The 25,517-nt window shown below is 39.7% G+C and carries 16 protein-coding genes; 6 read left to right on the forward strand and 10 right to left on the reverse strand.

Annotation, left to right across the window (positions count from 1 at the left end):
• Window positions 1-9: 9 nt before the first annotated feature.
• Entirely contained in the window at window positions 10-2,154 is a 2,145-nt protein-coding gene (fadJ, locus tag ABJK37_RS14125) for a fatty acid oxidation complex subunit alpha FadJ (protein WP_348355023.1), read from the forward strand.
• Between the two features lie 523 nt (window positions 2,155-2,677).
• Here fadJ and ABJK37_RS14130 read toward each other — a convergent pair.
• The 3 genes from ABJK37_RS14130 to ABJK37_RS14140 all read right to left on the reverse strand — a co-directional run bounded on the left by ABJK37_RS14130 (window position 2,678) and on the right by ABJK37_RS14140 (window position 10,510).
• Entirely contained in the window at window positions 2,678-2,839 is a 162-nt protein-coding gene (locus ABJK37_RS14130; RefSeq protein WP_348355026.1) for a hypothetical protein, read from the reverse strand.
• Between the two features lie 198 nt (window positions 2,840-3,037).
• Window positions 3,038-7,570, reverse strand: a complete 4,533-nt coding sequence (locus ABJK37_RS14135) for an EAL domain-containing protein (RefSeq protein ID WP_348355029.1) — start codon at window positions 7,568-7,570, stop codon at window positions 3,038-3,040.
• Window positions 7,571-7,753: 183 nt separating this feature from the next.
• Window positions 7,754-10,510: an insulinase family protein gene (locus ABJK37_RS14140; protein WP_348355032.1), complete on the reverse strand. Its 2,757-nt coding sequence runs from the start codon at window positions 10,508-10,510 to the stop codon at window positions 7,754-7,756.
• A gap of 341 nt (window positions 10,511-10,851) precedes the next feature.
• Here ABJK37_RS14140 and sixA point away from each other — a divergent pair, with 341 nt between their 5' ends.
• Entirely contained in the window at window positions 10,852-11,328 is a 477-nt protein-coding gene (gene sixA, locus ABJK37_RS14145) for a phosphohistidine phosphatase SixA (RefSeq protein ID WP_348355035.1), read from the forward strand.
• 32 nt (window positions 11,329-11,360) lie between these two features.
• Entirely contained in the window at window positions 11,361-11,549 is a 189-nt protein-coding gene (locus tag ABJK37_RS14150; protein WP_348355038.1) for a hypothetical protein, read from the forward strand.
• Between the two features lies 1 nt (window position 11,550).
• On the opposite strand, the gene ABJK37_RS14155 is transcribed toward ABJK37_RS14150, so the two are convergent.
• Together ABJK37_RS14155 and ccsA are read right to left on the reverse strand one after the other, a co-directional pair.
• A complete protein-coding gene (locus ABJK37_RS14155) occupies window positions 11,551-12,852 on the reverse strand; it encodes an HlyC/CorC family transporter (protein ID WP_348355041.1) in 1,302 nt (433 codons plus the stop codon).
• Between the two features lie 57 nt (window positions 12,853-12,909).
• Window positions 12,910-13,707, reverse strand: a complete 798-nt coding sequence (ccsA, locus tag ABJK37_RS14160) for a cytochrome c biogenesis protein CcsA (RefSeq protein ID WP_348355044.1) — start codon at window positions 13,705-13,707, stop codon at window positions 12,910-12,912.
• Between the two features lie 242 nt (window positions 13,708-13,949).
• Here ccsA and ffh point away from each other — a divergent pair, with 242 nt between their 5' ends.
• Both ffh and ABJK37_RS14170 read left to right on the forward strand, forming a co-directional pair.
• Window positions 13,950-15,326, forward strand: a complete 1,377-nt coding sequence (ffh, locus tag ABJK37_RS14165; protein WP_348355047.1) for a signal recognition particle protein — start codon at window positions 13,950-13,952, stop codon at window positions 15,324-15,326.
• A gap of 107 nt (window positions 15,327-15,433) precedes the next feature.
• On the forward strand, window positions 15,434-17,713 hold the full coding sequence (locus ABJK37_RS14170; RefSeq protein ID WP_348355050.1) for a bifunctional diguanylate cyclase/phosphodiesterase: 2,280 nt from the start codon (window positions 15,434-15,436) through the stop codon (window positions 17,711-17,713).
• Window positions 17,714-17,839: 126 nt separating this feature from the next.
• On the opposite strand, the gene ABJK37_RS14175 is transcribed toward ABJK37_RS14170, so the two are convergent.
• Both ABJK37_RS14175 and ABJK37_RS14180 read right to left on the reverse strand, forming a co-directional pair.
• Window positions 17,840-20,101: a multiheme c-type cytochrome gene (locus ABJK37_RS14175; RefSeq protein ID WP_348355053.1), complete on the reverse strand. Its 2,262-nt coding sequence runs from the start codon at window positions 20,099-20,101 to the stop codon at window positions 17,840-17,842.
• A 61-nt stretch (window positions 20,102-20,162) separates the two neighbouring features.
• The gene (locus tag ABJK37_RS14180) at window positions 20,163-21,008 is read right to left on the reverse strand and encodes a fumarylacetoacetate hydrolase family protein (protein ID WP_348355056.1); all 846 of its coding nucleotides are present in this window, start codon (window positions 21,006-21,008) and stop codon (window positions 20,163-20,165) included.
• Between the two features lie 350 nt (window positions 21,009-21,358).
• On the opposite strand from ABJK37_RS14180, the gene ABJK37_RS14185 reads away from it, so the two are divergent.
• Window positions 21,359-21,529 carry a DUF3545 family protein gene (locus ABJK37_RS14185; protein ID WP_215930539.1) on the forward strand — a complete coding sequence of 57 codons (171 nt, stop codon included), beginning with the start codon at window positions 21,359-21,361 and terminating at the stop codon, window positions 21,527-21,529.
• Window positions 21,530-21,632: 103 nt separating this feature from the next.
• Here ABJK37_RS14185 and ABJK37_RS14190 read toward each other — a convergent pair whose 3' ends face one another.
• From ABJK37_RS14190 to thrC, 3 genes are all read right to left on the reverse strand, one after another.
• The gene (locus ABJK37_RS14190; protein WP_348355060.1) at window positions 21,633-23,270 is read right to left on the reverse strand and encodes an FMN-binding glutamate synthase family protein; all 1,638 of its coding nucleotides are present in this window, start codon (window positions 23,268-23,270) and stop codon (window positions 21,633-21,635) included.
• Window positions 23,271-23,494: 224 nt separating this feature from the next.
• Window positions 23,495-24,154 (reverse strand): uracil-DNA glycosylase, encoded by a 660-nt coding sequence (ung, locus tag ABJK37_RS14195; protein ID WP_348355063.1) that lies wholly within the window; start codon window positions 24,152-24,154, stop codon window positions 23,495-23,497.
• Between the two features lie 9 nt (window positions 24,155-24,163).
• Complete coding sequence (gene thrC / locus ABJK37_RS14200; protein WP_348355066.1) at window positions 24,164-25,447, reverse strand: threonine synthase; 1,284 nt, start codon at window positions 25,445-25,447, stop codon at window positions 24,164-24,166.
• Window positions 25,448-25,517 lie beyond the last annotated feature (70 nt).

Consider the following 25,517-nt stretch of genomic DNA (forward strand, 5'->3'; position numbering starts at 1 on the left):
GTTAAGATTATGACTACAAACAATGAAACAACAGAATTGAAAAGTGCCTTTACTCTTGATGTACGCGAAGACGGGGTCGCCATTTTAACTATGGATGTTCCCGGTGAAAGTATGAATACCCTAAAAGTGGAATTCGCCGAACAAATCAATACCGTGTTGCAGCAGATAAGCGCAGATAGCAGCATAAAAGGCGTCGTGGTAGTAAGTGGTAAGGATAATTCTTTTGTCGCTGGTGCTGATATCAGTATGTTGGCGGCGTGTAATAGTGCAGAAGATGCAACAATTATTGCCACGGGGGGGCAAGATATGTTTCAGCGTATCGAAGATATGCCTGTGACTTTTGTTGCTGCAATCCATGGCCCTGCTTTAGGAGGCGGTTTAGAGCTCGCGTTGGCATGTCACTATCGAGTATGTAGTGATGATGCAAAAACACAATTGGGCTTACCTGAAGTCCAGCTAGGATTGTTACCTGGTAGTGGTGGCACTCAACGGTTACCTAAGCTAATTAGCGTGCAACAAGCAATGAAAATGATGCTAACTGGTGGTTCAGTGCGGGCTAAACAGGCCAAAAAATACGGGATAGTTGATGATATGGTGCCCCAGTCAATTTTGCTGGATGTTGCGATCGAAATGGCCAAAAAACCTAAACCAAAGCGCAAAGGTCCTAAACTAGATCTGATGGGGAAGTTCTTAGAAAAAACCCCCGTTGGTCGCAACCTGATGTTTAAGCAAGCACGTAAACAAACTGCCAGTCAAACCAAAGGAAATTATCCGTCTCCAGAACTGATTATTGATTGTATTGAAACGGGCTTGAGCAAAGGTTTCAAAAAAGGCTTAGAAGTTGAAGCGAAACATTTTGGCAATTTAGTTATGAGCTCTGAATCTGCAGCCCTTAGAAGTTTATTTTTTGCTACTACCGATATGAAAAAAGAAAACGGTGTAGAAGGTGTGCAACCAGCACCATTGAAGAAGGTTGGAGTATTAGGTGGAGGGTTAATGGGGGGCGGTATTGCTTTTGTTACTGCTACTAAAGCAGGACTGCCAGCCCGTATTAAAGACATTCGAACTGAAGGTATTGCCAACGCTATAAAGTATAGTTTTGATATTCTCAATAAAAAAGTTAAGCGCCGCTTTATGCAAAAGTCTGAAATGCAAAAACAATTGGCATTGTTGACTGGGTCGGTGGACTATTCTGGGTTTGGTGATGCAGATGTCGTAATTGAAGCGGTATTTGAAGACTTAAATCTAAAACAAAAGATGGTTGCAGAAATAGAAGAAAATTGTGCTGAGCATACAATATTTGCTTCTAATACTTCCTCAATACCGATTACACAAATTGCTGAGAAAGCAAAAAGACCTGAGCAAGTGATTGGTTTGCACTATTTTTCTCCGGTAGACAAAATGCCTCTGGCCGAAGTTATTGCTCACGATAAAACGTCTGACAAAACTATTTCAACTACTGTTGAGTTGGCCAAAAAACAAGGAAAAACACCTATAGTAGTAAAAGATGGTGCTGGGTTTTATGTGAACCGAATTTTAGCGCCGTATATGAACGAAGCTGCTGAAGTGTTGCTGAGCGGAGAGCCAATTGATCACATTGATAAATCTTTAGTGAAATTTGGGTTTCCAGTTGGACCCGTTAAATTGTTAGATGAAGTTGGTATAGATGTTGGTACCAAAATTGGTCCTTTCTTGCAGGCTCAATTTGGTGATCGTTTTGCGTCTAACCCTGGATTCGAAAAAATATTAGCGGATGACCGTAAAGGTAAGAAAAATAAACGTGGCTTTTATGACTACTCAGGAAAAAAACCAGGGAAAGAAGTAGATCAAAGTATTTACAGCTTACTTGGAATTACCCCAACGTCTAAAATGAGTCGCGAGCAAATAGCCGAACGTTGCGTGCTATTAATGTTGAATGAAGCTGCGATGTGTTTAGATGAAGGCGTAGTGCGTAACGCACGTGACGGTGATATCGGGGCGATATTCGGCATAGGCTTCCCTCCGTTCTTAGGTGGACCTTTCCGTTACATGCACACTTTAGGCATCGCACATATTGTGGCTAGATTAGAGTATTACCAAGGTTTACTCGGAGATAAGTTTACACCTGCTGACTGCTTGAAAAAGATGGTGGCAGAAGGGCGCTCTTTTTACTAAATAATAGGAAAACGATAATTTCTTATTCGAAGCCCAACTTTCATATAGCAAAGTTGGGCTTTTTTATGGCCTAGGTTTTGGTAGAATCGCGGCCCATTTTCCAAGAGTGTTGCTATTTTAGTACGCTCTAGTAGATACCATTTTAATTACCCTAACGCAGGAGTTCACAAGTTGCTGTTGTTTTTCATAAGTTCAGTATGTTTTAGCGTGATGTATTATGTACAGTCTTTTAAGACGGGCTTAACAGCAAAAAGGTGGGCATTGGCGGGGTTGGTTTTTGGACCGGTTATCTATCCATTGTTTAGATCTAGGCAAAGAATAAAACTAATTAAAGCAAGAGGAATGGGTAAAGCGCTTTTCCGAGCTTAAAAAAAAAGAGGATCCTTCTCTTTTGTTTTTTTAAAGTCAATTCAGTTAGCAATTAACTGAATTAGATGTTTCATCGTAAGATGGCTAGCCACTATTGATGAATCACTACTAGTAACACAAACATAGACAATGCATTAAGATTATCTAGTGCGGTTTACCAATGTTTACCAGTTTTTACACCGCTTTTAGTGGTATCTGCAGTGGTTGTTGTAGTAGCAGTCTGGTTTTTAGCAGGTGCTTCTACAGTTTCTACTGATTTAACGGCTACCGGAGTAGTTGTGGCTAATACTAGTGCTACCGCATAAGATTTTAACATCTTTTATTTCCTCGTTGTTTTATTGACGTTTATGCCGACATTATTTTGCCGGTCAACGTAATAAAAGCGAGAACTGTGCCAACATTGAAAAGTGAATAATATTTACCATATAAAACAGTGTTATGTTTTTATTCTCGGGTAGTTAATTTTCTGGATGTCTTATGTGGTAAGGGATTGGGCGTTACGTTTGAAAATGACTTAAACGCTAGTACTTTGGATAACTTTTTGTAATTGATGGTTTTCTTTTAGTAGCCGCTCGAATCTAGTGGCATTTAATGGCTTGCTGTAAAGGTAGCCCTGCAACATTTCGCACTTATAGCGTCGTAAAATTGACAATTGATTTTCATTCTCAACACCTTCTGCCACTACCTTCAATCCTAAATTATGGGCAATAGTGATAATGGCTTGGGTCATATGTTTATCTTCGGCACTTTTCGCAATGTCATCTATAAAAGCTTTATCAATTTTTAATGTGTTAATGGGGAAGCGCTTTAAATACGCAAGGGATGAATAACCCGTGCCAAAGTCATCGAGAGCTAAGTGAATACCACGTTCACGTAAACGTTGCATCATCCTGAGTGCATTCTCTGGATTTTGCATCAGTGTGCCTTCAGTAATCTCACACTCTAAGTGCAGCGCTGATAAACCGGATTTATGTAAAATGGTGGCAATACGCTCATCTAAGTCTGGGATCTCAAATTGGCGGGCTGCAATATTCACTGCGACACGGCCAGTGAAGAGGCCCGCATCAACCCAACGTTTAGTGTCTTCACAGGCTTTTCTAAGAACCACTTCACCAATTTCTATGATTTGTCCTGTTTGTTCCGCTAAAGGAATAAACTGTGCGGGACTAACTAATCCCTTCTCTGGGTGTTCGTAGCGCACTAAGGCTTCCATGCTGACTAATTTACCTGTAGCAATATCCACTTTAGGTTGATAAAAAACCGTAAATAAATCTTCTTTTAAACCATGTCGTATAAGGTTTTCTATTTGTAATTGGCGAACTGCGTTTTGGTTCATTTCACCACTGAAAAACTGGTATTTATTGCCTCCAGAATTTTTTGCAAAATACATTGCAGTGTCGGCATTTTTCAACAGCTCTTGTGGATTACTGCCATCTTCTGGATAAAAAGCAATACCAAGGCTCGCGCCGAGCACAAACTCCTGTTTGTTGATAATAAATGGTCGCGCCATATTATCTAATATTGTTTGTGCAAAATGTGTGATGTAATGAATATCGGTAGAGTTATCAATTAAAATACTAAACTCATCACCGCCAAGTCGATAACAGGTAGCTTTGGTTCCCCCTATTTTCTGTAACCGTTTTGCAATTTGTTTAATTAATATATCCCCAGTTTGGTGCCCTAGGGAGTCATTAATCTTTTTGAAGTTATCCATATCCAAACAAATTAAAGCATGCTGAGTATCTCTGCGTACAATATTGTTGTGGCTCGCTTGGAAGAACGAGCGATTAGGTAACTCGGTTAAAGGATCGGTATTTGACAACTTAAGCAATTCTTTTTCTGTCACTTTACGCGAAGTAATATCTGAAAATACTCCAACGTAATGACTTATCTTGCCATCTTCATCGGTGATCGCATCTATATTCAATTCCATTTCATATTTTTCGCCATCGGAACGCCTAGACTCCACCTCTCCAAACCAATTACCTTTTTGTTGTAATGATTTTTTAACTTCTTCAGTAAAAGCCCCGGGATATTGATGAAATGTTAAATAACTGACTAAGGCTTGATCGCGAGTTTCGCCTGTGTACTGACAATATGAATTATTGACCGAGATAAATTTAAAAGAGGTGTCGGTGATAAATACACCATCAGATATGGTTTCAATAGAACGTTTGAATAATTTAAGTTGCTCTTCAGCTTCTTTTAGATGACTAATGTTTTTTAATGTACCCGTCATCCTTTGTGGCTGATGGTTGTTATCTCTAGAGACTACTTTTCCTCGGTCAAGGATCCAAATCCAGTCACCTTTATAGGTCTTGGCTCGATAGGTAATTTCGTAGTGCTCGGTTTTTTCGCTCAGATGTTCATTTAGTGTTTGCTGCACACGCTGGATATCATTGGAGTGAATATTGGCTTCGTATGAGCTGTTTACTCTTATATCATCCTGTGGAAAATCTAACGTTCCCCAAGTGTTTGAACGAAAAACTTGTCCTTGGTAGATGTCCCAATCCCAAAGCTCATCTCCACTACTCCAGAGCGTTAATTTTAAGCGTTCTTCGTTTTCTTTTATGGATTGGCGTATCGCATTCCGAGAGCGGATTTGTTTGAACCAATAAAGTAAAATCAAAATGCTTAGAAATGCATATAAAATCAACGCGTTTTGTTTTAACCATATGGGGGGGGCGATGTTGATTTGTAGTGATTTGGAATCAGACCAAGCAGCTAAGGGGCTCTTACTTTGGACCTCAAATTTATAACTGCCAAAATCCAAGTACGAAAATTCGGCTCGCCTCAACGATTCTGCATCTGTCTCTATCCATTTATCGGATAAACCCACAAGTCTATAACGATATCTTACCGCCTCTGGATTAACGGGATTCAATTCAGCAAACTTAATACTTAGCATGGAAGACCCATTTGGCAACTCAATGCTACTCGACAAATTGATAGGAATTAAAAGCGGCGAATTATCCGAATGAATTGATATAGGTAAATTAAACAAGCGCAATTGAGTAATTGTTGGTGTTTTTCTTTTTGGTTGTTGTTCAATAGTGCTTTTTAGTTCATTAGACTTAAAAGACAATTTGTTAGCATCGAACATTAATAAACCATCGGTACCTCCAAATAATATATTGCCTGTGCTGGTGAGTAATCCAGAATCCTCGTTTAGCTCATTAAACCCGAATCGCCCATTTGCAATATTCTGCAATACTTTACCTGTCTCTAAAGAGATCTCATCTATACCACCATTTACGTGAGATACCCATAAGCTACCTTTGAATTCTATTGATTTGAGGATCTGATTGCTTGCCAGTCCATTTTGATCACTAAGTTTTTTGAGCACACGATACGAGTTTTTATCTAGTTTGATAATTCCCTGTGTCAAAGACGATACCCAATAACTGTCTTGGGTTTCAATTACAGAGTTAAAGTGCCTAACAGAAGTTTCCAATTCTATGACTAATTGCTTAATTAATTTGCTTTCAAGGTTGTACAGTACCATCCCTAAATTTGTATTTAGCCAAAGGTTTTTATCAGTATCTACATGAAGTGGATCCATGTAATTAATATTATCGTTAGTGAGATTAATTTTGTTCGTTTCTAAACTCTTAGGATCAATCCAACTCACTATTCCATTTTCAGAGCGTAGCCACATACGACCGTAAAAATATTTTAGTCTTAGAACAGCCATTTCTGGATAAATATTTTTAACCAAGGTTATTTCTGAATCACTAGTTTGCGAATAAACGAAAATGCCACCAGAACTCGCTACCCAAATTTGATCGGAGTCATCGACTTCAAGAGCAAAAATATGGTGTTCAAATTCGCTCAAAAAGGACTTGAAAACGTAATTTTCAGTATCGAGCTGATTTATACCGTTGTTTTGAGTTCCTATCCAAATTTTGCCCTTTTTATCTTCGGATATTCCCCAAATATTGTTTCCAGATAGTCCGTCTACAGTAGGACTTTTTGTTGACTCATTAATTTCTTTTCGGAAGTGTTTTATTTCTGAACCATCAGCATTGTATCGGTAAATTCCACCAGAATAGGTGCCTAGCCAAATCGAATTGTTGGAGTCGATGAACAGGCTTAGAATAAATGAGCTCTTTAAGCCAAAGTTAATATTATTTCGATCGTTGTATGAGAATGAGTGGTCGCCATCAGGGGTCAATATGCTTATCCCTGTTTCTGTTCCTATCCAGATATTACCATTTTTATTTTCTATTATACTCCATACTGAGTCCCCAATAATTGCTGGTTCACTATGAGTATTTAAAAGTTTCACCGACGTAAGATTGGCATCAATCCTAAAAGCTCCACTTCCTGTTGCGAGCCAATAGTAATTATCAATCTTTTTTAAATCTAATATAGCATTAGCATTTATCTGTACGTTCCAAGGGTTATCTTTTTTCATACTAAATAAAGTATTTGTGGAATGTTCTAAAATAAAAATACCACTAGCTAAACTGCCCAACCACGTTTTATCTTGTTCACTAAAAATCACTTTGATATCAGCGGGCAGATTTTCACCATTAACTGAGTAAGGCAGAAACGAATCGACTTGCTTGTCGTAGAGGTATAGGTTTTCTGCGGTGGAAACTAATAAGTTACCGTCATGATTCAAGGCAATAGTAAATATTTCATTACTATTTAATTGACTATTATCTTTGGTATAACGTTTAAAATTGTCTGTTAACGGATTGTATTTGGCTAACCCATTTCCGGTCGCAACCCAAAGTTCCCCTTGGGAATCAAGCAGAAGTTTTTTGGCAAAGTTATTTGGAAGAGAATTAGGGTCTTTGTTCGAATATCTGTAGTTCTTAAATTCATATCCATCAAAGCGACTCAGCCCTTCAAAAGTAGAAAACCACATGAATCCATTAGGATCTTCAATAATATTGGTGACAGTATTTTGTACTAATCCTTGAGACTTGGAATATTTAACAAAAACGTTGTTTGCTGCATGAGAAGCATGCACCAGAAAGATGCACAGAAATAGCGGCAATAAAAAACTGCGGAATGTTAGTAAATTACGAATATGCAATTCTCACCTTGAGGTAGTCTTCTACCTTCTTATATTATTGGGTTCTGTCGGCAGCATATCCATATCGCCCACCCCTAAATATGCCTAATTTATAGGGCTGCTACAAGTGTTAATCTTGATTAAACAGGAGTCTTAAGGATAAAAGTGTCTGATTGTTGCTTTTTTAACTAGATAATCCAATTTCTAAATGTATTGTATGCTTGATTTAAAATCTTGAATGCTTGTAATTACATGTGTTGGAAACCTCAAAAGTGTTTGTGATGAAGTGGCGCTGTACAAAATGACTTCCCCAAAGCCTTGTCTAGATACTAATGCAAAGAGATAGGATTTAAGAGCTGAAAAATCAATTTCCTCAATGGTTTGAGTCATCCTAGCATTGTAGGAAAATTGGGTATCTTGATTGCCAATTGCCATCCATAATCGTTGACTCTTCATACTTAAATTAGTGTCTTTTTCCATTAATTGTTTTATCACTCCTTTTTTGAGCGGCTCCCAAATATGAGTAAACTGATGAATGTTTTCAGCGATTTGCTGTAAAAATAGGTGAATGGCATCTATCAAATATTCTGCACTGTGTTGTGGTGATTGAATATAAAAACCAATACCAGGATGCTGATTGTAAGGGATGTAACCACTACCAACTAAATACCCTAGTTGTTGCTCGGTCCGCAATTGATTAAAAAAGGGGGTAGCTAATAATTGTTCTGCCAAAATGGTTAATGCAACGTTTTTAAGACTCGCATCAGGGGCTTGAAAATATACGACAACCGCTGGATCTTTATGCTGGCACTCTACCTCAAAAGAAATAGCTTTATCATGTCTAATATCTGCTACCCCTCTATGGATTTTCTGTGCGGGTTCATGTCTTTTTCTAAATGCTTTAATATCAACACTTACTTGGTTAGCGTCTTCTTGAGACCAGTCGCCATACATCATTCCCTCTAAGTGAAATTGGTTCAGTAGTTTTATTTTGGTCGATTCGACATCATCAAGGGTTAAGTTTTCCATTATTTGTATCATGTCTGATGATGCTTGATTTTGTTGCTGCATAATCACTGCAAGCGTCGCAAATAGTCGGTTGATGGGTTTATTCAAAACCGCGTTAGATAAGCCTTGATACTGTTTCGCTTTTACCTGAGAGAAACTATTAGAAAAATCTTCGTGTATGACTATTTTCGTTAAAAGGTTAGTGCAAAACTCCAATTGGTTTGCGCTAAACCCATTAGTTTGCAAGGAAAACCCTCCTTGATGAGGGTAAAAATGAAAATGCATACCCGCTAAATTGGCTTGGTAATACTTTTGGTTAAGTTTTTCGTTTAATAGCGCTACCCAAAGTCGTTTCGCTGTTGTCAGCTGTACACCTTCATTAATGGCGGGACAATCAAAGGTTAAAAAGCAGTCGCCTTTAGGTTGCTTAAACTTATTGTCCTGCCCGTACCAAAAGTCTAAGCCGTTTTCACAGATAATTTTTTTAGGCAAAACATAATGTTTATCAATTGGTTGTGATGTTTTGCATGTTGGTAAAAATTGATTCGCTTTTGGCAACATAAAACTAGATCGCCATTGACCACTCAAAAAACGTTGCATTCGCTGCGTTGAAATACTTTCAACACTGTAAGGTGTTTGGTACCACTTGGCAGTTTGATTAACGTTCACTGAAGGGTTTACAGCCTTTATGCGCATATTTTCGGGGCAGAAAAAATCTAACATTTGTAAAACTATGCCCACGTCTGGTTTATCCAAAATATGGTCGCCAGCCACTAGATGATGAATTGGATATTCGAACATTACCTGACTAAAGTGGTTTGCTTCGTCAATCGCTTTTGCCCGATCCGGAAAGTCCCACATTAACTGATTTAGCGTGGCGGTTTCTTTAATTCGCCAGGGTTCAATTCCATTGTCTTTTATCAATTGAATATAGGAAAATAGCGCGGTGATTACCGCATCACTTTGTGCAATTCCTTTATCCGTTAACTGCAGGTTGATATTAAAATCTTTGAAAGTACTGCCTTCGACGCCGCCACCGGCGCTCAAGTTTGTTGCCCAATCTTGAGCTTTATAGAAATGTAGTAAGCCTCCTTCACCTTCATCACCTAGAATGTGGCTCAAAACGCTTAAAGGTTTACTTCTGTAATGTGACCGTTGCTGCGGAAGTGCAAAAGTTAAAATCATTCTTTTGGCTTTTTGCAAAGGCAATATGTTAATTTGTACACCTAAGTTTGAGGTTAGGTACAATGCTGGTTGCGCGTCGCGAGTTAACTTACAATTTCCAGACCAATCGCTAAATAGTTCACGAATGTAACCTTCTGTAATTGATAAATCATGCTGGCTAACTAAACATAAACAAGCATTTTGCGGTTGATAAAAACCGTGGAACAAACGTTGTAACTTTTGTTGCAGTTGGTCACAACTGAAAGGGGCGAACGTATCCTTATTTCCTACTGAAAACTGACTAAAGGGGTGGTTAGGGTTACATGTCTCTTTGTGAACTTGATAAAGACGTCGTAAATCGTCTTTTAGTTTCAATAGAAATTCCGAGTCTATTGCATTAATTTCTTTTTCAATAAGTGCCGGATTGAAAAGAGGTTTATTAAACATTGCGCGTAAATGGACTAGCGCCTGCTGTTCATATTCACAAGCAATATCATAAAAATAGCTTGTGTATTCAGTGCCTGTTAATGCATTAATGCAACCACCATGGGTGCTAACGAAATCATTAAATTCATTCGGCCGTGGATAATTCAAATTCCCTAAAAACAGCATATGTTCCAATAAATGACTAATACCGTGGCAGTCTTTATCATCATCAAAATGGCCTACATTAAAAGTAATAGAGCAGGCACTTTTCATACAATTAGGGTCTTGTACTAGCAAAATTCGCAGCCCATTAGCCAATTTTATGTGGTTAAATTGACGATTATCGTAGGCACTCTTTAACAAAATTGTCTGTTCCTAAATTGTAATTCGTGTTGAGAAATGAATATGGCGTAAGTGTTAACCCAAAGCTCGAAATTTTGCTCTAGGTCAAAAAACTCAGAAGTAATGCAACTACTGACGAAATAGCTCCATCAAAGCTGGTCTAAGCTCATATTGTTATTCCGATCAGCGACGTTTTGCCCAAAATCGCCCTGAAATTTCTGAAATAGCAATTCTTTATACTGATTGGTATAAGACATTTCAAGCATAAACTATATTTTTAAAGGGGCAGATTTTTAATTATATATTTTGCTATATTAGCCGTTACAAACCTTAATGTTGCAAACACAAATTCCGCGAGACCTATGAAATTAATTATAATGCGTCATGGCGAAGCTGAAACGTTTCGAGTGCAGGACAAGACGCGCAGTTTAACGATTCACGGCGAAAAACAAGCGAAAGATGCGGGTAAATGGTTAGCAAATTATTTAGGCGCAGATATTTCAATTGATTTTGCACTAGCCAGTAGTTATGTTCGCGCTCAGCAAACACAACAAAAACTTAGTTCTGAGGTGACAATAACGGAGACAAAAATTTGTGACGATGTGACACCAGACGGCGACCCGAAAGTGGCACATGATTTCGTAAGAGTCCTAATTGAGAACACACCCTCTATCAATGTTTTTCTTATTGTAAGCCATATGCCATTTGTCAGTTACTTCCTTGAAGAGGTGCACAGAGACAAACAAACTATGTTGTTCGACACATCAAGTCTTGTGGTTCTTGACTATGATGCTAACAATGGAACTGGGGTAATTGAAAATATCTATCATCCGGTTTAAATTAGTTTAAGAAATTCTTTGTACGAACCGATATGCTGAATATGATTAGCAAAAGTTTGCCGGCTGTCTTACAACAGGCGTTGGAATATCATGTAAATGAATCGCAACTGACTCACGATGATGAGCTTCAGGGGATTTATGATCGCCTAACAAATTTGAACGAAAAAGTAGAATTTTTCAAAAACAAAATTAAAAATAATCGACTAAAAACTGAAGTGTGAACTACTCGGAAAAATGGGTTTCATCATTACGATAAAATTCTGGTAGTACCTTCACCGTTTTGACCATATTGTCTTTCATTTCTAAGATTTCAATCGGGTAACCGGCTAAGCGCAACCCAATATTAGCTTCAGGTATGTCTTCTAAATACTCTAAAATTAATCCGTTTAAGGTTTTTGGTCCTTCGGTTGGGAATTGCCAATCTAACTCTTTGTTGAGTTCACGAATATTGACACTGCCGTCAATTAACACGCTCCCGTCTTGTTGCAGATTGGCTTCTTTACTGTGGTCCGGTAAAAAACTGGTTGTGAAATCACCTATAATTTCTTCCAATATATCTTCTAGGGTCACTAGACCTTGTATGTCGCCATACTCGTCAACCACCAAACCAATGCGTTCTTTTTCTTCTTGAAATTTGTACATTAAGGTATGTAACGGGGTGGACTCAGGAGTGAAATAAATTTCGCGCACAGCCCTAAGTAAAGTCGCTTTACTGAATTCATCTTTCGAAAGTAGTCTAAGCGCATCTCTGACATGCACAAACCCGACTGCGTCGTCTATGCTATCTCGATATAATAAAACCCTAGTGTGCTGTGAGTTGACTAATTTTTTCTGAATATCTTTCCATTCATCATTAATGTCGATAGATACAATGTCACTGCGTGGCACCATAATATCTTCTGCGGTGACGTTTTCGAGGTCTAAAATACCCATTAACATTTCTTGGTGTTTTTGCGGGATTAACGCGCCAGCTTCATGCACAACAGTACGAAGCTCTTCACGACTAAGACTATTGCCATCATTACCAGTGGGCCTAACTCGAAACAACGCTAATAAACCGTTGCATATACCGTTAACCAAGTACACAAAAGGATAAAGCAATGTCAGTAAGGGTAATAAAATAAACGAACTAGGAAACGATATTCTTTCAGGGTATAAAGCGGCTAGTGTTTTAGGCGTTACTTCTGCAAAAATCAAAATGATTAAGGTCAAAGAAAAGGTTGTGATAGCTGTGGCTACCCCAAGCCCTAAGTGGCCAAATAAACGCATGCAAATTATAGTCGCAATGGAGGACGCGGCGATATTGACAAGATTATTACCAATTAGAATGAGTCCAATTAATCTATCCGGACGTTGCAGCAATTTTTGTACTCTCAAAGCACCTTTATGCCCTTCATTTTCAAGATGTTTGAGGCGATACCGGTTAATCGACATCATACCCGTTTCTGAGCTTGAAAAGTATGCAGAGAATAAAATCAAAACACCGAGAATTATAAATAAACTACTGGTGGCAATGTCTTCCAACTATGGAAATCCTATGGTAAAAATGAAGTCGCACTTTAAGGGCAAATTAATTGCTATTCAAGCGTTAAGTATGACTTCTCTAACAAATCGACTTCCAAAATAGGCTAGGGTAAGCAATATACCTCCTAATATTGTCGACCAAATAACCGGTTTTCCGCGCCATCCAAACCGAGAGTGGCCAATCAAAATTACACTATAAAGCCCCCAGGCTAAAAGAGAAAGGAGGGTTTTATGTGCCTGCTCCTTGGCAAACATATCATCTAAAAACATGAAACCACTGGCTAATGATAGCGTCAGTAAAACCGTGCCTACGAGCAATAATTTAAACAGGATATTTTCGACTGCCATTAAAGGCGGCAAAGAAGAATGTAACAGTGAAGCATTTTTTTCTTTTAGGCGTAAATTTATATAAGACAATTGCACGGCATATAACGATGCGATGGCCAAACACGCATAGGCAAACAATGCCAAGCTAATATGAATCAGTAAATTCGGCTTAACGCTGATTTGCATTACATGGGAGTTGGGTATCAAACTGTTGAGTAACACTAATAACCCAGTGAAACCATAAACAACGGGTAATAAAATGGTATTGGGCAATCTAAAAGAAGCCACAAGCATAGTAACGCTAATTAGCCAGCCCACTAAAGAAGCGACATTTAACATGCTCATATTTTGTCCCATTTCGGGCTCAATTAATATTTCGCTACTTAAAATAAAAAGATGCAGAGCAATAGCAACCACTACAGTTAAAATAGCTGCGGGCTTATTAGGACCTTTTTCACGGAACATACCAGCGACAATAATGCTCGATGCCAGCACATAAAAAATACAACAAATGGTGACCGTCAACATGACAGACCACCTGAATCAATATTTAGGAGAGCAGAGATAGACATTTACTTATTGAATTTTCCATGAACAAAGTGACAACTAGTTACTAAAGAAAATAACACTTATTCTCAATACATAACATAGTCCAATTCAGTTTTAAGCATTAACTGATAAAATCTCTGTATAGATATGCTTTTGAGCATTCTTATCTGTTAGCATTTTCTATATAATATCCACATAAAAAACTCTAGGTAGCATTGTACATGTTTGAAAATCTTAGCGAACGCTTAGGCAAAAGCCTTAAAAATATTAGCGGAAAAGGGCGACTCACCGAAGATAATATCAAAGACACTTTACGCGAAGTGCGTATGGCGTTGCTTGAAGCTGATGTGGCATTGCCGGTAGTAAGAGATTTTATTGCGCAAGTTAAAGCGCGGGCGGTAGGTACAGAAGTAAGTAAAAGTCTGAATCCCGGACAAGTATTCATTAAAATTGTTCAGTCCGAATTAGAGACGGTGATGGGGCAGGTTAATGAGTCCTTGAATTTGGCTGCACAACCTCCCGCCGTTGTGCTAATGGCAGGTTTACAGGGGGCAGGTAAAACCACTAGTGTTGGTAAATTAGCTTCGTTATTAAAGCAACGTGAAAATAAAAAAGTATTGGTGGTCAGTGCCGATGTATATCGACCGGCAGCCATTAAACAACTTGAAACCCTCGCCACAGAAGTCGGCGTGGAGTTCTTCCCATCATCTGAAACGCAAAAGCCAATTGATATAGCCAACGCGGCCATCGATTTTGCTCGTAAGAATTTCTTTGATGTGTTGTTAGTAGATACAGCCGGTCGTTTGCATGTTGATGGCGAAATGATGAGCGAGATTCAAGCACTACACAAGGCGATTGACCCGGTAGAAACCTTGTTTGTAGTTGATGCAATGACTGGACAAGATGCCGCTAACACCGCTAAAGCGTTTAATGATGCGTTACCGCTAACAGGTGTGATTTTGACTAAAGCTGATGGTGACGCGCGAGGCGGAGCAGCACTTTCAGTTAGGCATATCACAGGTAAACCCATTAAGTTTATCGGTATGGGTGAAAAACTTGATGCGCTAGAGGCTTTTCATCCTGAGCGTATCGCTTCGCGTATTTTGGGTATGGGGGATGTGTTAAGCCTAATCGAAGAAGTTGAACGCAAAGTTGATAAACAAAAAGCGCAAAAACTCGCCAAGAAAGTACAAAAAGGTAAAGGGTTTGATTTACAAGACTTCAAGGAACAATTGGAGCAAATGCGCAGTATGGGCGGCATGATGTCGTTGATGGATAAAATGCCGGGCATGGGCAATATGTCATCGCAAATTAAAGATAAGGCTAACGATAAATCGTTTGTACAAATGGAAGCCATTATTAATTCTATGACACCTGGTGAGCGCACTCGCCCAGATGTGATAAAGGGCGGACGAAAACGCCGCATTGCAGCAGGATCAGGCACGCAAATTCAAGATGTAAATAGGTTGCTAAAACAATTTACTCAGATGCAAAAAATGATGAAGAAAATGTCTGGTGGAGGCATGAAAAAAATGATGCGTAATATGAAAGGCATGATGCCTCCAGGTGGGCCTGGAGGCATGCCGCCGTTTCGTTAAACATTGATATAATTGATAGGACAAGGAAATGTATAAACGTGGGTTTTTCATTTTAGTGTCCTATTGGTTTATCTTAACTTAAGTGTTACCTAGATAGGTTTTTTGCATTGTCGATCAATATTCTCAACCAACCTTCCAATAAGCTTATCAACCTAATATTTGCACTAGTGTTGGTTTTAGGAATGGCCGTCAGTGGAGTGGTTTTTTATAAAGGTGAGAATATCGCCCAGAAAACCGTTGATTTAATAGCACAGCAAATTCCTTCATATGATCTGTTGAGCAAATTAAACGGCAGCTTGATAGAAAAAGAACGCTTCTTGTACGAATTCTATGCGACCCAGCAACAAAGTGATTTCCAACTAGGTTACGCCAAAAGTAACCTCCAGGCACAAAATGCATTTGATGAGTTACTGGTTAGATTTGGCGATATACCACCTTTACGTATTACTCAGTCTAGTCTGGTTGAGTTGAACAAACTTGCAGAAGCGTTTGTAGCAAACATTACTTCCACCGAAACCAACTGGGATTTAGCCCGTGAGCAATTGCGCACCATTAGTGATGTACGCCGAGCTACCAGCCCTCAAATTCAGCAGTTAATCAATTTAACCGAACAAAAAGTTGAAGACTCGGAAATGGTTATTTTAAATGGCCTAGAGTTGGTTCGATTATTTGTGGTGTTGTATGGATTTGCTACTTTGATTGTGGCGTTTATAGTGGCAAAGGCGATTAAGGCTTATCTTTATACCTCTGTCTATAATCAACGACTTTCACTTTTTTCTACACGAAACCCTAATCCAGTAATTAGCCTTGATAATCGAAATGTGGTGACCTATTACAACCCTGCCACTGAAAATTTACTCAAAAATTTAGGGTTCGCCGAAGGCAAAGTGGATTTGTTGCTAGCCAAAGATATTGAAGAGCATCAAAAACAACTTTTGGAAGAAGGGGCGAATGATTCTAAACAATTTGAATATCAAATAGCCGAACTCTATTTTCAATGTGATCTGCATTGGCTTGAAGATTTACAGCAATGGGATATGCATTTAACTGATATTACGGAACGTAAAAAATTTGAACAAGAATTACAGTATAGAGCGAGTTTTAATCCTCAAACGGGGTTACTTAATCGATATGAACTAGAGAAAGCTGTCACCGAGCTGTGCCAAACTAAACAAACATTTACTTTTGGACTGCTTGAAATTCGCTCTTTTAGTCAGTTGATGTCGGGTCAAGGGGTAACCGTTGCAGCGACAGTCGTTAAAGAAGTGGCTTCTGCATTGGACAACATATTGTTGTCAATACACAAGACGGGTTTCCGTATTTTCCATACCGGTGAAAAAAGTTTTGCTTTAGTTTGCACCTGTGATTTGAATAACCAACAAATAAACAATTTGGTTGAACAAATAGACGCCAAGATAAGTTCGACAATTTTCCATTGCCAATATCAAGTGCAACTTGATTTTGGTTTCGCCAATGCTCCCCAACATGGCAGTGACTACACACAATTGCACAAAAATGCCTTAGCAGCGTTAGATAAGTCGGCCAGAAGCGGTGATAAAAGTCATGTTGTATTTAATATTCAATTGGGCGATAAATTATTTTACCAACAGCAGCTAGTTGAAGACATGCGGACGGCGATTGAAAAGGCGCAGTTTGAGTTGTATTTTCAACCACAGTTAGCGCTTTCGAATAACAAAATAATTGGTGCTGAAGCACTTATTCGCTGGGAAAGAAATGGGCAGTGGATTGCCCCAGGTGAGTTTATTCCTTTGGCAGAACGTGACGGCCTTATTGATTCTCTAGGTGATTGGATATTACATACCGCATGTAAGAAAGCACAGAATTTAGTAAATTCAGGTTGGAAGGATTTGGTTATGGCTGTCAATATCTCTCCTCTACAATTTGGCCGTAAAGATTTTCTGAGCAAAGTAAAAGGTGTATTAAAAGAGACTGGATTGGAAGCGAAAAACCTAGAGCTAGAAGTGACCGAAGGGGTCATCATATATAATGAACTTGAGGCCATTGAAACTTTAGAGGAGCTTAAAAAACTAGGTGTACACCTAGCAATAGATGATTTTGGAACTGGCTACTCTTCCCTCAGTTATCTTCGTAAATTCAATATTGATAAACTCAAGATTGATCAGTCGTTTATTCAAGATATCCAGCATCAAGCTGCAGACCAGTCGATTGTGCGTACCATTATTGAATTAGGCCGAAACTTAGAATTAAAAGTTATCGCCGAAGGAGTTGAGGGGCTCGAACAACAGGATATTTTAGCCTCAATGGGGTGTGACGAAATACAAGGCTTTTACTTTAGTCGACCACTTCCAGAACAACAATTCATTGATTTTGTTGAGCGCCACCAAGTCATTTCTTCACCAAACTAAGCGTTATCCTAAGATCAAAAATATAGCTAAAATACTAAGCCACTTTCGCAATAAAGCTACTGCTTGAGCCTATTGGCTTCGGTCCTAAGGCATTAGCAGCGAAGGGCGTGTTTTTAATAGTCAAAACTATTGATCATATTGTTGCGACCACTGTTGTACTTGAGGGTTGTTTGGCATCAACGACCGTAAATCTTTTAGGGCCATTTTCAGTGCCGCCTCGTTTTTGGTTTTTTCACTGTAAAGCGCAAGTGAATATAACAAATCGTTCTGTTGCGGCCAGCGACGGTTAGCTTGTAGCAGCATATCAACAGCTTGTGTAGTGCGCTTTATAGTATCTAAGGCAGTGGCTGCTACATAGGCGTAGTAGGGTTGCGCATCGTTTTGTTCACTGGCTTTAACTAACCATTTCGCCGCTTTGTAATATTCCTTTTTACGTACCCAAAATAAACCATATTGGTGAAATACATCAGCAAAGTCGTGGTGTATAGCGACCGCTTTCTCTAATATCGCCAGCTCTTTTGTTTGATTGTTGGTTTGCCGCCAGTAATCTGCAAGTGACAACATGGCAATAGGCAAGTTAGGCGCAATGATTAACGCCTGCTCGAAATGTTGTTGCGCCTTTTTGTTGTCTCCCATCGCCAAAGCCAATTGCGCAAGACTAAGTTGAGAAGTAGGAAAATCTGCGGTGAGCAACAAGGAAGCTGTATATTCCTCTATTGCAAAGGATAATTCTGGCAACAAGGTTTCGGGTATTTGTGATAGCCAAGATGCTAATAATGAGCTGGCATGAAAACGCACTGATTTTACGGGATCTTTCAACATTGGGTATAGGTACTGATAGCCCTGATTAGGCGGTAAGGCACGTAATACGTCAATGGCAGCGCGCCTTAACAAAGGTTCTTGTGAGTTGAGTTGTTCAATTGCTAACGTGACTGACTCTTGGCTTGGCTGACGATTGATGATTTCTAGTAATTTTGCAGCCACTATAGGTGAGGTTTTTGTCAGTTGTTGTTTTGCAAAGGGCAGTTGTTCGCTGTTTGGTAGTCGATGTATGTCAGTCCAATGCTCAGTTTGCGCTAGGGGAGAGCTAGACTTAGGTTGTTCGCTGCGCCAGATCGCAAGTTGGGTTGCTACCCAAGGTAAATCTTCTTTTTGATGGCAGTTCATGCAGGCATTGGGTGAGTCAATAGCGGCCGATACTGCGGCGTTAGGCAGCACAAAACTATGATCACGTCTATCATCTACCTGCATATAAGTGCGTGATGGCATATGACATTCAACACACTGAGAACCCAGTGAATCTGCCTTATGTTGATGATGCTCGGGTATGTCGAAAGTAGCCGCACTATGGCATTGAGTACAAGTTTGATTCCCCGGTAACTTTAACTTTCCGCTGTGAGGATTGTGACAATTCGAACAAGTCACCCCCGCTTTGGCCATTTTACTTTGTAAGAAAGACCCCATTACGAACACTTCATCTTTTATTTGACCGTCATCAAAATATAAATTTGTCGACAATAAACTTAAGCTATTAGTGTCGTGATAATCTGTTGGGGCGTTGTTGATGGTTTGTGTTTTGTCCGCAATAGGTAAGCGCCGTGAATGACAGTCAGCGCACTGTTGCATGTATTGGTTGGTTCTTTCGCTCACTAAATTAGCAATGGGATCATTAGGAGCAAAACCCCAAATAGGTGGTTTAATCAGTTGTTGAGTAAAGCCTTTATTGGCGTCAAATTTGTTAGAGGTAGCTTGTGTTTGATGTAAAGCCGCTGGACCATGGCAACTCTCGCAACCCACTGTTGCTTCAGCAAACTGCGTGGCGTAACTGTTTGTTTCTAATTGATAGTTTTTGTCATACCCGGTGGTGTGACACTCAGCGCAACGGCTATTCCAGTTTTGAAAATGCCGTTGCCAAAAAAACGGATGTTCGTTGGTGATAGATTCGTCGGGTTGCAGATGATACCAACGCTGTCCTCCATCGGCATCGGGGCGAGTATCCCACGCGATATTAAACGCCTGCATATGGCCATTACCTGTATCTAAAATATATTGCTGTAATGGATCAAAACCAAATGTATAGATAACCGGAAAGATTTGCGTTTTGCCTTGTTTATTTTGGGTCTCAACAAAATACTGTTTATCTTCAACAAAAAAACGGCTTTTAATATTATGAAATTCAACGGTTTTATTTGAAAAGTCACCCAGAACTGATTCAGCGCTAGGTGATTGCATTGCCTTATGATGGTCAGAAGTCTGCCATTGCTGATGTTCAATTTCATGACAACTTTTACAACTGTCCGAGCCAATATATTGATTTGATGAAGCTGCGGCATCACCCCAGCTCCAAACAGAATATAAAATAATTATAACAAAAAAACGATTTCTCATTGATTACGGTACTGCATGTTTAAGACTCGCAAACTGTTTTAAACATGATAACCAATTTACACTAACAATAGCCAACTACTGTTTGTGTTTGTGTGCCTAACTTTTCAATTCCTAACTGAATTTTGTCACCTACATTTAGATAAACCGGAGGCTTTTGACCTAAGCCAACACCTGGGGGAGTGCCCGTTGAAATAACATCACCCGGTTGTAGGCTCATAAATTGACTTAAATAGCTGACGATGAATGCAGGCTTAAACACCATAGTACGACTGCTACCATTTTGATAACGCTTACCATTTACTTCGAGCCACATATCTAAATCGGTTGGGTCGCCGACTTCATCGCTGGTGACTAGCCATGGGCCGATTGGTCCAAAGGTATCGCAACCTTTGCCTTTATCCCATTGACTGCCTCGTTCAAGTTGAAACGCTCGTTCGGATACATCATTACATACACAATAACCGGCGATATAGGCTTCCGCTTCGGTTTCAGAAACATATTTTGCTTCTTTACCAATGACCAGAGCCAATTCTACTTCCCAATCCATTTTAGTACTGTTTTTGGGTTTAATAATCTCGTCATCTGGACCACAAATTGCGCTGGTGGCTTTAGTAAATACTTCTGGTTCATCAGGCAGTGTCATACCAGACTCAGCGGCATGGTCGCTATAATTAAGACCTATACAAATGAACTTACCTACTTTACCTACGCACGGCCCTATGCGGGTTCCTTTTGGTGCCAAGGGTAGGGTGGCTAAATCTAATGCGTTTATTTTGTTTAAACTATCTGCACCAAGCATGTCACCAGTAACATCATCCACAACCCCTTCAAGACTGCGGATATCGCCGTTGTTATCTATTATCCCTGGTTTTTCATGGCCTGTTTCGCCAAAACGTAATAATTTCATTGTGTTGTCCTGTAAGTTAAATATAAATTTTTGAGCTACGAGCTACGAGCTACGAGCTACGCAAGTATTGTTGTACGGTAAACTTCACTTGCAATCAAAGAGGATATTTTAATCAACCCCCCTTTTTCTTATCAGTTTTTAAAGCTAGAAGCTCCCTGCTCGACACTTGTAGCTGCTTGTTTTTTGTCATTAAATGTTCACGTTATGTTAATAAAAAGTACAAATACTTATTCTATTTTAACTGTCCGTGTGGTACATAGTTAATAAGCTTTTGATTTATTTATAAATCACAATTGCTTAAAGAGTATCCTAATAATAAGTGCGCGAAAAAAATAATAAAGGAGATCAAAATGGATAAGTCCGAATTATTGTCTACCTTAGATTCAGAAACCAAGTCATCCAAAAGCAAAACAAGTAAGCGAAAATGGCGGGAAATTGAAGCCATACACGACAGACACCGACTCAAGCTAGAACTAAGAGAGTTAGGAATGTCACCAGAAGATGAATTAGAATTTTTGTAATATTATAAGCCCTGAATTTTCAGGGCTTTTTTTGTTCATCGACTTTACAACTAACTCGGCCTGAGTCTTTTCGATATCAGGCTGCAGCCACTTTTGTCTCAGATCAACTGGCGACTTTTTCCGCTCCAGAATGCCCTTCTACCACATAATTTTTAGGCATAAAGCTATCGACTGTTGCCTCTTTCATCTCTAACGCAAACAGATCAGGATGACAGTCTTCCTGCAACAAACAACCTTCTGCTAAACTGGGATAAATTTCATCATAGCGCTTTATTTGAGACTGGCTGACCCTTCGATAAATGTGTGAACGGTTTAATTGATTTGGGTTTGATAGGCCAGCAGAAGAAACGAGATCAAAAGTGGCATTTACGGTTCCTTTATGGAAACGCGCAATCCTTGTGGCTTTGTCACCCACCACTAACCCAGACGCCAACGTTGGGTCTTGGGTAGCAATTCCTGTTGGGCATTCATTGGTATGGCAAATTAAAGACTGAACACACCCAAGCGCTATCATCATACCTCTGGCGCTATTACACATATCCGCTCCCAAAGCCAAGTTTTTGACAAGATGAAACCCCGTAAAGGTTTTGCCACTAGCAATGACTCTGATGTCTTTTTTTAAACTAAAGCCAACCAATACATCTACCACAAAAACCAAGGCTTCGCGTAATGGCATGCCAACTGAATTAGAATATTCAAGTGGCGCAGCGCCTGTACCGCCTTCCCCGCCATCAACAGTGATAAAATCTGGCTTAATTTTTGTTTGAACCATAGCTTTACACAATGCAATAAATTCACTTTTACGGCCTATGCATAGTTTAAAGCCGATTGGCTTACCACCTGATAAATCCCTAAGCTGCTTAATAAAGTGCATCATTTCTAAGGGAGTGGAAAATGCCGAGTGGGTTGGAGGTGATTCAACTCGAGTTCCGGGCTCTACGTGACGAATTTGAGCTATCTCTATGGTATTTTTGTGGGCCGGTAGAATTCCACCATGCCCTGGCTTGGCACCTTGAGATAATTTAATTTCAATCATTTTAATATTATCTTTTATGGCCGTTTTAGCAAAGCTATCAGCATCAAATCCGCCTTCGGCAGTTCGACAACCAAAGTATCCGGTTCCTATTTGCCAAACTAAGTCCCCTCCATGCTTTAAATGCGAAGCACTCACGCTACCTTCACCGGTATTGTGGTAAAAACCACCTTTTTTGGCACCTTTGTTTAACGCCTCTATTGCATTGCCGCTTAAGGCACCATAACTCATGGCTGAAATATTAAAAACACTAGCAGAATATGGCTGCAGACAATCATCTGAACCCACCACAATTCTCTGACTTAAGGTCTCTTTATCTGCATGAATTGCGGCTAATGAATGCCCAATCCACTCATACCCTACGGCCTGAGTGTCAAGCTTAGTGCCATAAGGAATAGAATCCTGAGCCCCTTTAGCTCGTTGATAAATCACCGATCTAAACATTCGACTAATAGGCACTCCATCAGTTTCAGACTCGAAAAAATACTGACGTAGAAAAGGTCTAAAAAACTCCATGACCCAACGTCCACGACCGACAAAAGGAAAATTTCGCCTAAGAGCATGTTTGGTCTGATACATGTCGTACAAGCCGACTAGGGAAATTGGGATAAGTACTAGACTGCCCCAAAGCATGCTTGGCCATTTAATACCAAGTAATAACATCAGTATCCACGCAGTAACTGTAGCGATGACAAAAATACTTCTCATTTTATGACCTTTAGACGAGAGATTTATTTGAATGCATAAGAACAACATAGCCACCTTTGTCTTTCAACAAAAATTAGTATGACTAGGTTAGAATCTGTAAACGATATTAATATCTGACCAATAAATATTGTATTTTTTGCTTCAAACACGTCGTCATTATAGGTTTTCAATTATGCAACGACATTGTCGCTAATCAACAACTTACGCAATCAAGCAGAGAACATCTAAACCTGCCAATTGACGGGAGTTTTACCTTGATGTTGAAGTAGTTGATTTGTTTTAGAAAAGTGTTTACAGCCAAAAAAACCACGATAAGCTGATAATGGAGAAGGGTGTGGTGCAGTCAGCACATGATGTTTTGACGTATCAATCACCTCACCTTTTTTCTGAGCATGACTGCCCCAAAGCAAAAATACCAGCCCACTGCATTGCTTACTCAATTGTTGAATAACTACATCGGTAAATTGTTCCCAGCCAATTTTTGCATGGGAGTGTGCTTGTCCTTGTTCGACGGTGAGCACGGCATTGAGAAGCAATACTCCCTGCTCGGCCCAGCTTTGTAAAAAGCCATGCTGTGGGAGACTAAAATCGGGGATGTCAGTGGCCAACTCTTTATATATGTTCACCAATGAAGGGGGTGTTTTAACGTTTGGCAATACCGAGAAACTTAATCCGTGGGCTTGATTAGGACCGTGATAAGGATCTTGCCCCAATATCACTACTTTGACCTTATCTAGCTCAGTTAAACTAAAGGCATTGAATACATCTTGTTTGGGAGGATAAATAGTCTTTCCAGCAGCTCTCTCACTTTCAACAAATTGCATCATTTGTTGAAAGTAAGCTTGCTGTTTTTCTTGACCTAAAAAATCTTCCCAAGTGCTCATCAAAGCACGTTAACTTAAAATATTAAACAAGTGCGCTTTTAGCGCCTGATAGTCACTAGGCAATTCAGCTGACAAGCCTTCTCTTCCCGCGCAATCTGCCAGTGGCTTAGGTAAACTGATTGGTTGCCCCAAAACATTTTCAACTGTTTCGCGAAATTTAGCAGGATGTGCGGTACCTAAGAAAATACCCGTTTGCCCTTCTTCCATCTTTCTGATCAGCGCTTTGTACGCGATGGCAGCGTGGGGTTCACTGACATAACCTAGCTGGGCAAGTTGACGCATTGCGACTTGGGTATAATCTTCGTCTACTGTGTCACCAGAAATAGCCGATTTATCTACCAACCCTAGTTCAATTAAGGCTTCTATACGCGGCCAGTTGTTGGGTTGACTGACATCCATAGCATTAGACAAAGTCGCAACGGTATCTTTTGGCTGCCACTCACCCGTTTTTAAATAACGAGGAACCGTATCGTTAAGATTAGTAGCGGCTACAAAATGTTTGACTGGAAGCCCCATCACTTTTGCGATTAAGCCGGCAGTCAAATTACCAAAATTACCGCTAGGGACCGAAATGACTAAGTCTTCGCGCTCTGCCACTGTAAGCTGAGAAACTGCTTCAAAGTAGTAACATACCTGAGCTGCTAAACGGCTAATATTAATAGAGTTTGCAGAGTTTAAGTGTAATCCATCACGTACATCAGGATCATCAAATGCACTTTTAACTAGCTGCTGACAGGCATCAAAATCATCTTCAACTGCAACAGTGTGAATATTGTCTCCAAGCGTAGTAAATAACTTCTCTTGGAGCTGGCTGATCTTACCTTTTGGATACAAAATCACGACATTAATATTGTCTATACCATGAAATGCATGTGCCACCGCAGCACCGGTATCACCGGAGGTGGCGGTTAAAATTGTGATGGGTTGCCCGTCGGAAATTTCGACCAAACACTGGGCCATAAAACGACCACCAAAATCCTTAAATGCCAGCGTAGGACCATGAAACAATTCCAAGGTATACACATTATCAGTGACTTTAGCCAAAGGGGCATCAAACACAAATGCGCGCTCAACTATGCCGGCAACCGTTTCTCGAGGCAACTCATCACCAATTAAAGCACTTAGTATCTCTACACTTCGCTCAACAAAAGGCTTGGCCAATAGTGATTCTATATCATCAAACTTTGGTAAATGTTTGGGAAAAAATAAACCTTGGTTATTTCCTAAACCTTTTTTAACCGCTTCTGCGAACGTTACTTGCTCTGAGGCGTCTTTTAAATTAACAAGTTCCACTTTACTACCTTTTTAATACTTATAATATTGCGCTAGTTATGTGCTGTTTAGCTCAATGTAACTAGCTCGT

The sequence above is a fragment of the Paraglaciecola sp. genome (assembly GCF_039964565.1).
In the GTDB taxonomy this organism is placed as follows: Bacteria; Pseudomonadota; Gammaproteobacteria; order Enterobacterales; family Alteromonadaceae; genus Paraglaciecola.

What these genes read in the sequence shown, in the direction of transcription:
- fadJ (WP_348355023.1), top strand. Translation starts at nt 10, where the DNA reads ATGACTACAAACAATGAAACAACAGAATTGAAAAGTGCCTTTACTCTT.
- ABJK37_RS14130 (WP_348355026.1), bottom strand. Translation starts at nt 2,839, where the DNA reads ATGTTAAAATCTTATGCGGTAGCACTAGTATTAGCCACAACTACTCCG.
- sixA (WP_348355035.1), top strand. Translation starts at nt 10,852, where the DNA reads ATGAAATTAATTATAATGCGTCATGGCGAAGCTGAAACGTTTCGAGTG.
- ABJK37_RS14150 (WP_348355038.1), top strand. Translation starts at nt 11,361, where the DNA reads ATGCTGAATATGATTAGCAAAAGTTTGCCGGCTGTCTTACAACAGGCG.
- ccsA (WP_348355044.1), bottom strand. Translation starts at nt 13,707, where the DNA reads ATGTTGACGGTCACCATTTGTTGTATTTTTTATGTGCTGGCATCGAGC.
- ffh (WP_348355047.1), top strand. Translation starts at nt 13,950, where the DNA reads ATGTTTGAAAATCTTAGCGAACGCTTAGGCAAAAGCCTTAAAAATATT.
- ABJK37_RS14175 (WP_348355053.1), bottom strand. Translation starts at nt 20,101, where the DNA reads ATGAGAAATCGTTTTTTTGTTATAATTATTTTATATTCTGTTTGGAGC.
- ABJK37_RS14180 (WP_348355056.1), bottom strand. Translation starts at nt 21,008, where the DNA reads ATGAAATTATTACGTTTTGGCGAAACAGGCCATGAAAAACCAGGGATA.
- ABJK37_RS14185 (WP_215930539.1), top strand. Translation starts at nt 21,359, where the DNA reads ATGGATAAGTCCGAATTATTGTCTACCTTAGATTCAGAAACCAAGTCA.
- ABJK37_RS14190 (WP_348355060.1), bottom strand. Translation starts at nt 23,270, where the DNA reads ATGAGAAGTATTTTTGTCATCGCTACAGTTACTGCGTGGATACTGATG.
- ung (WP_348355063.1), bottom strand. Translation starts at nt 24,154, where the DNA reads ATGAGCACTTGGGAAGATTTTTTAGGTCAAGAAAAACAGCAAGCTTAC.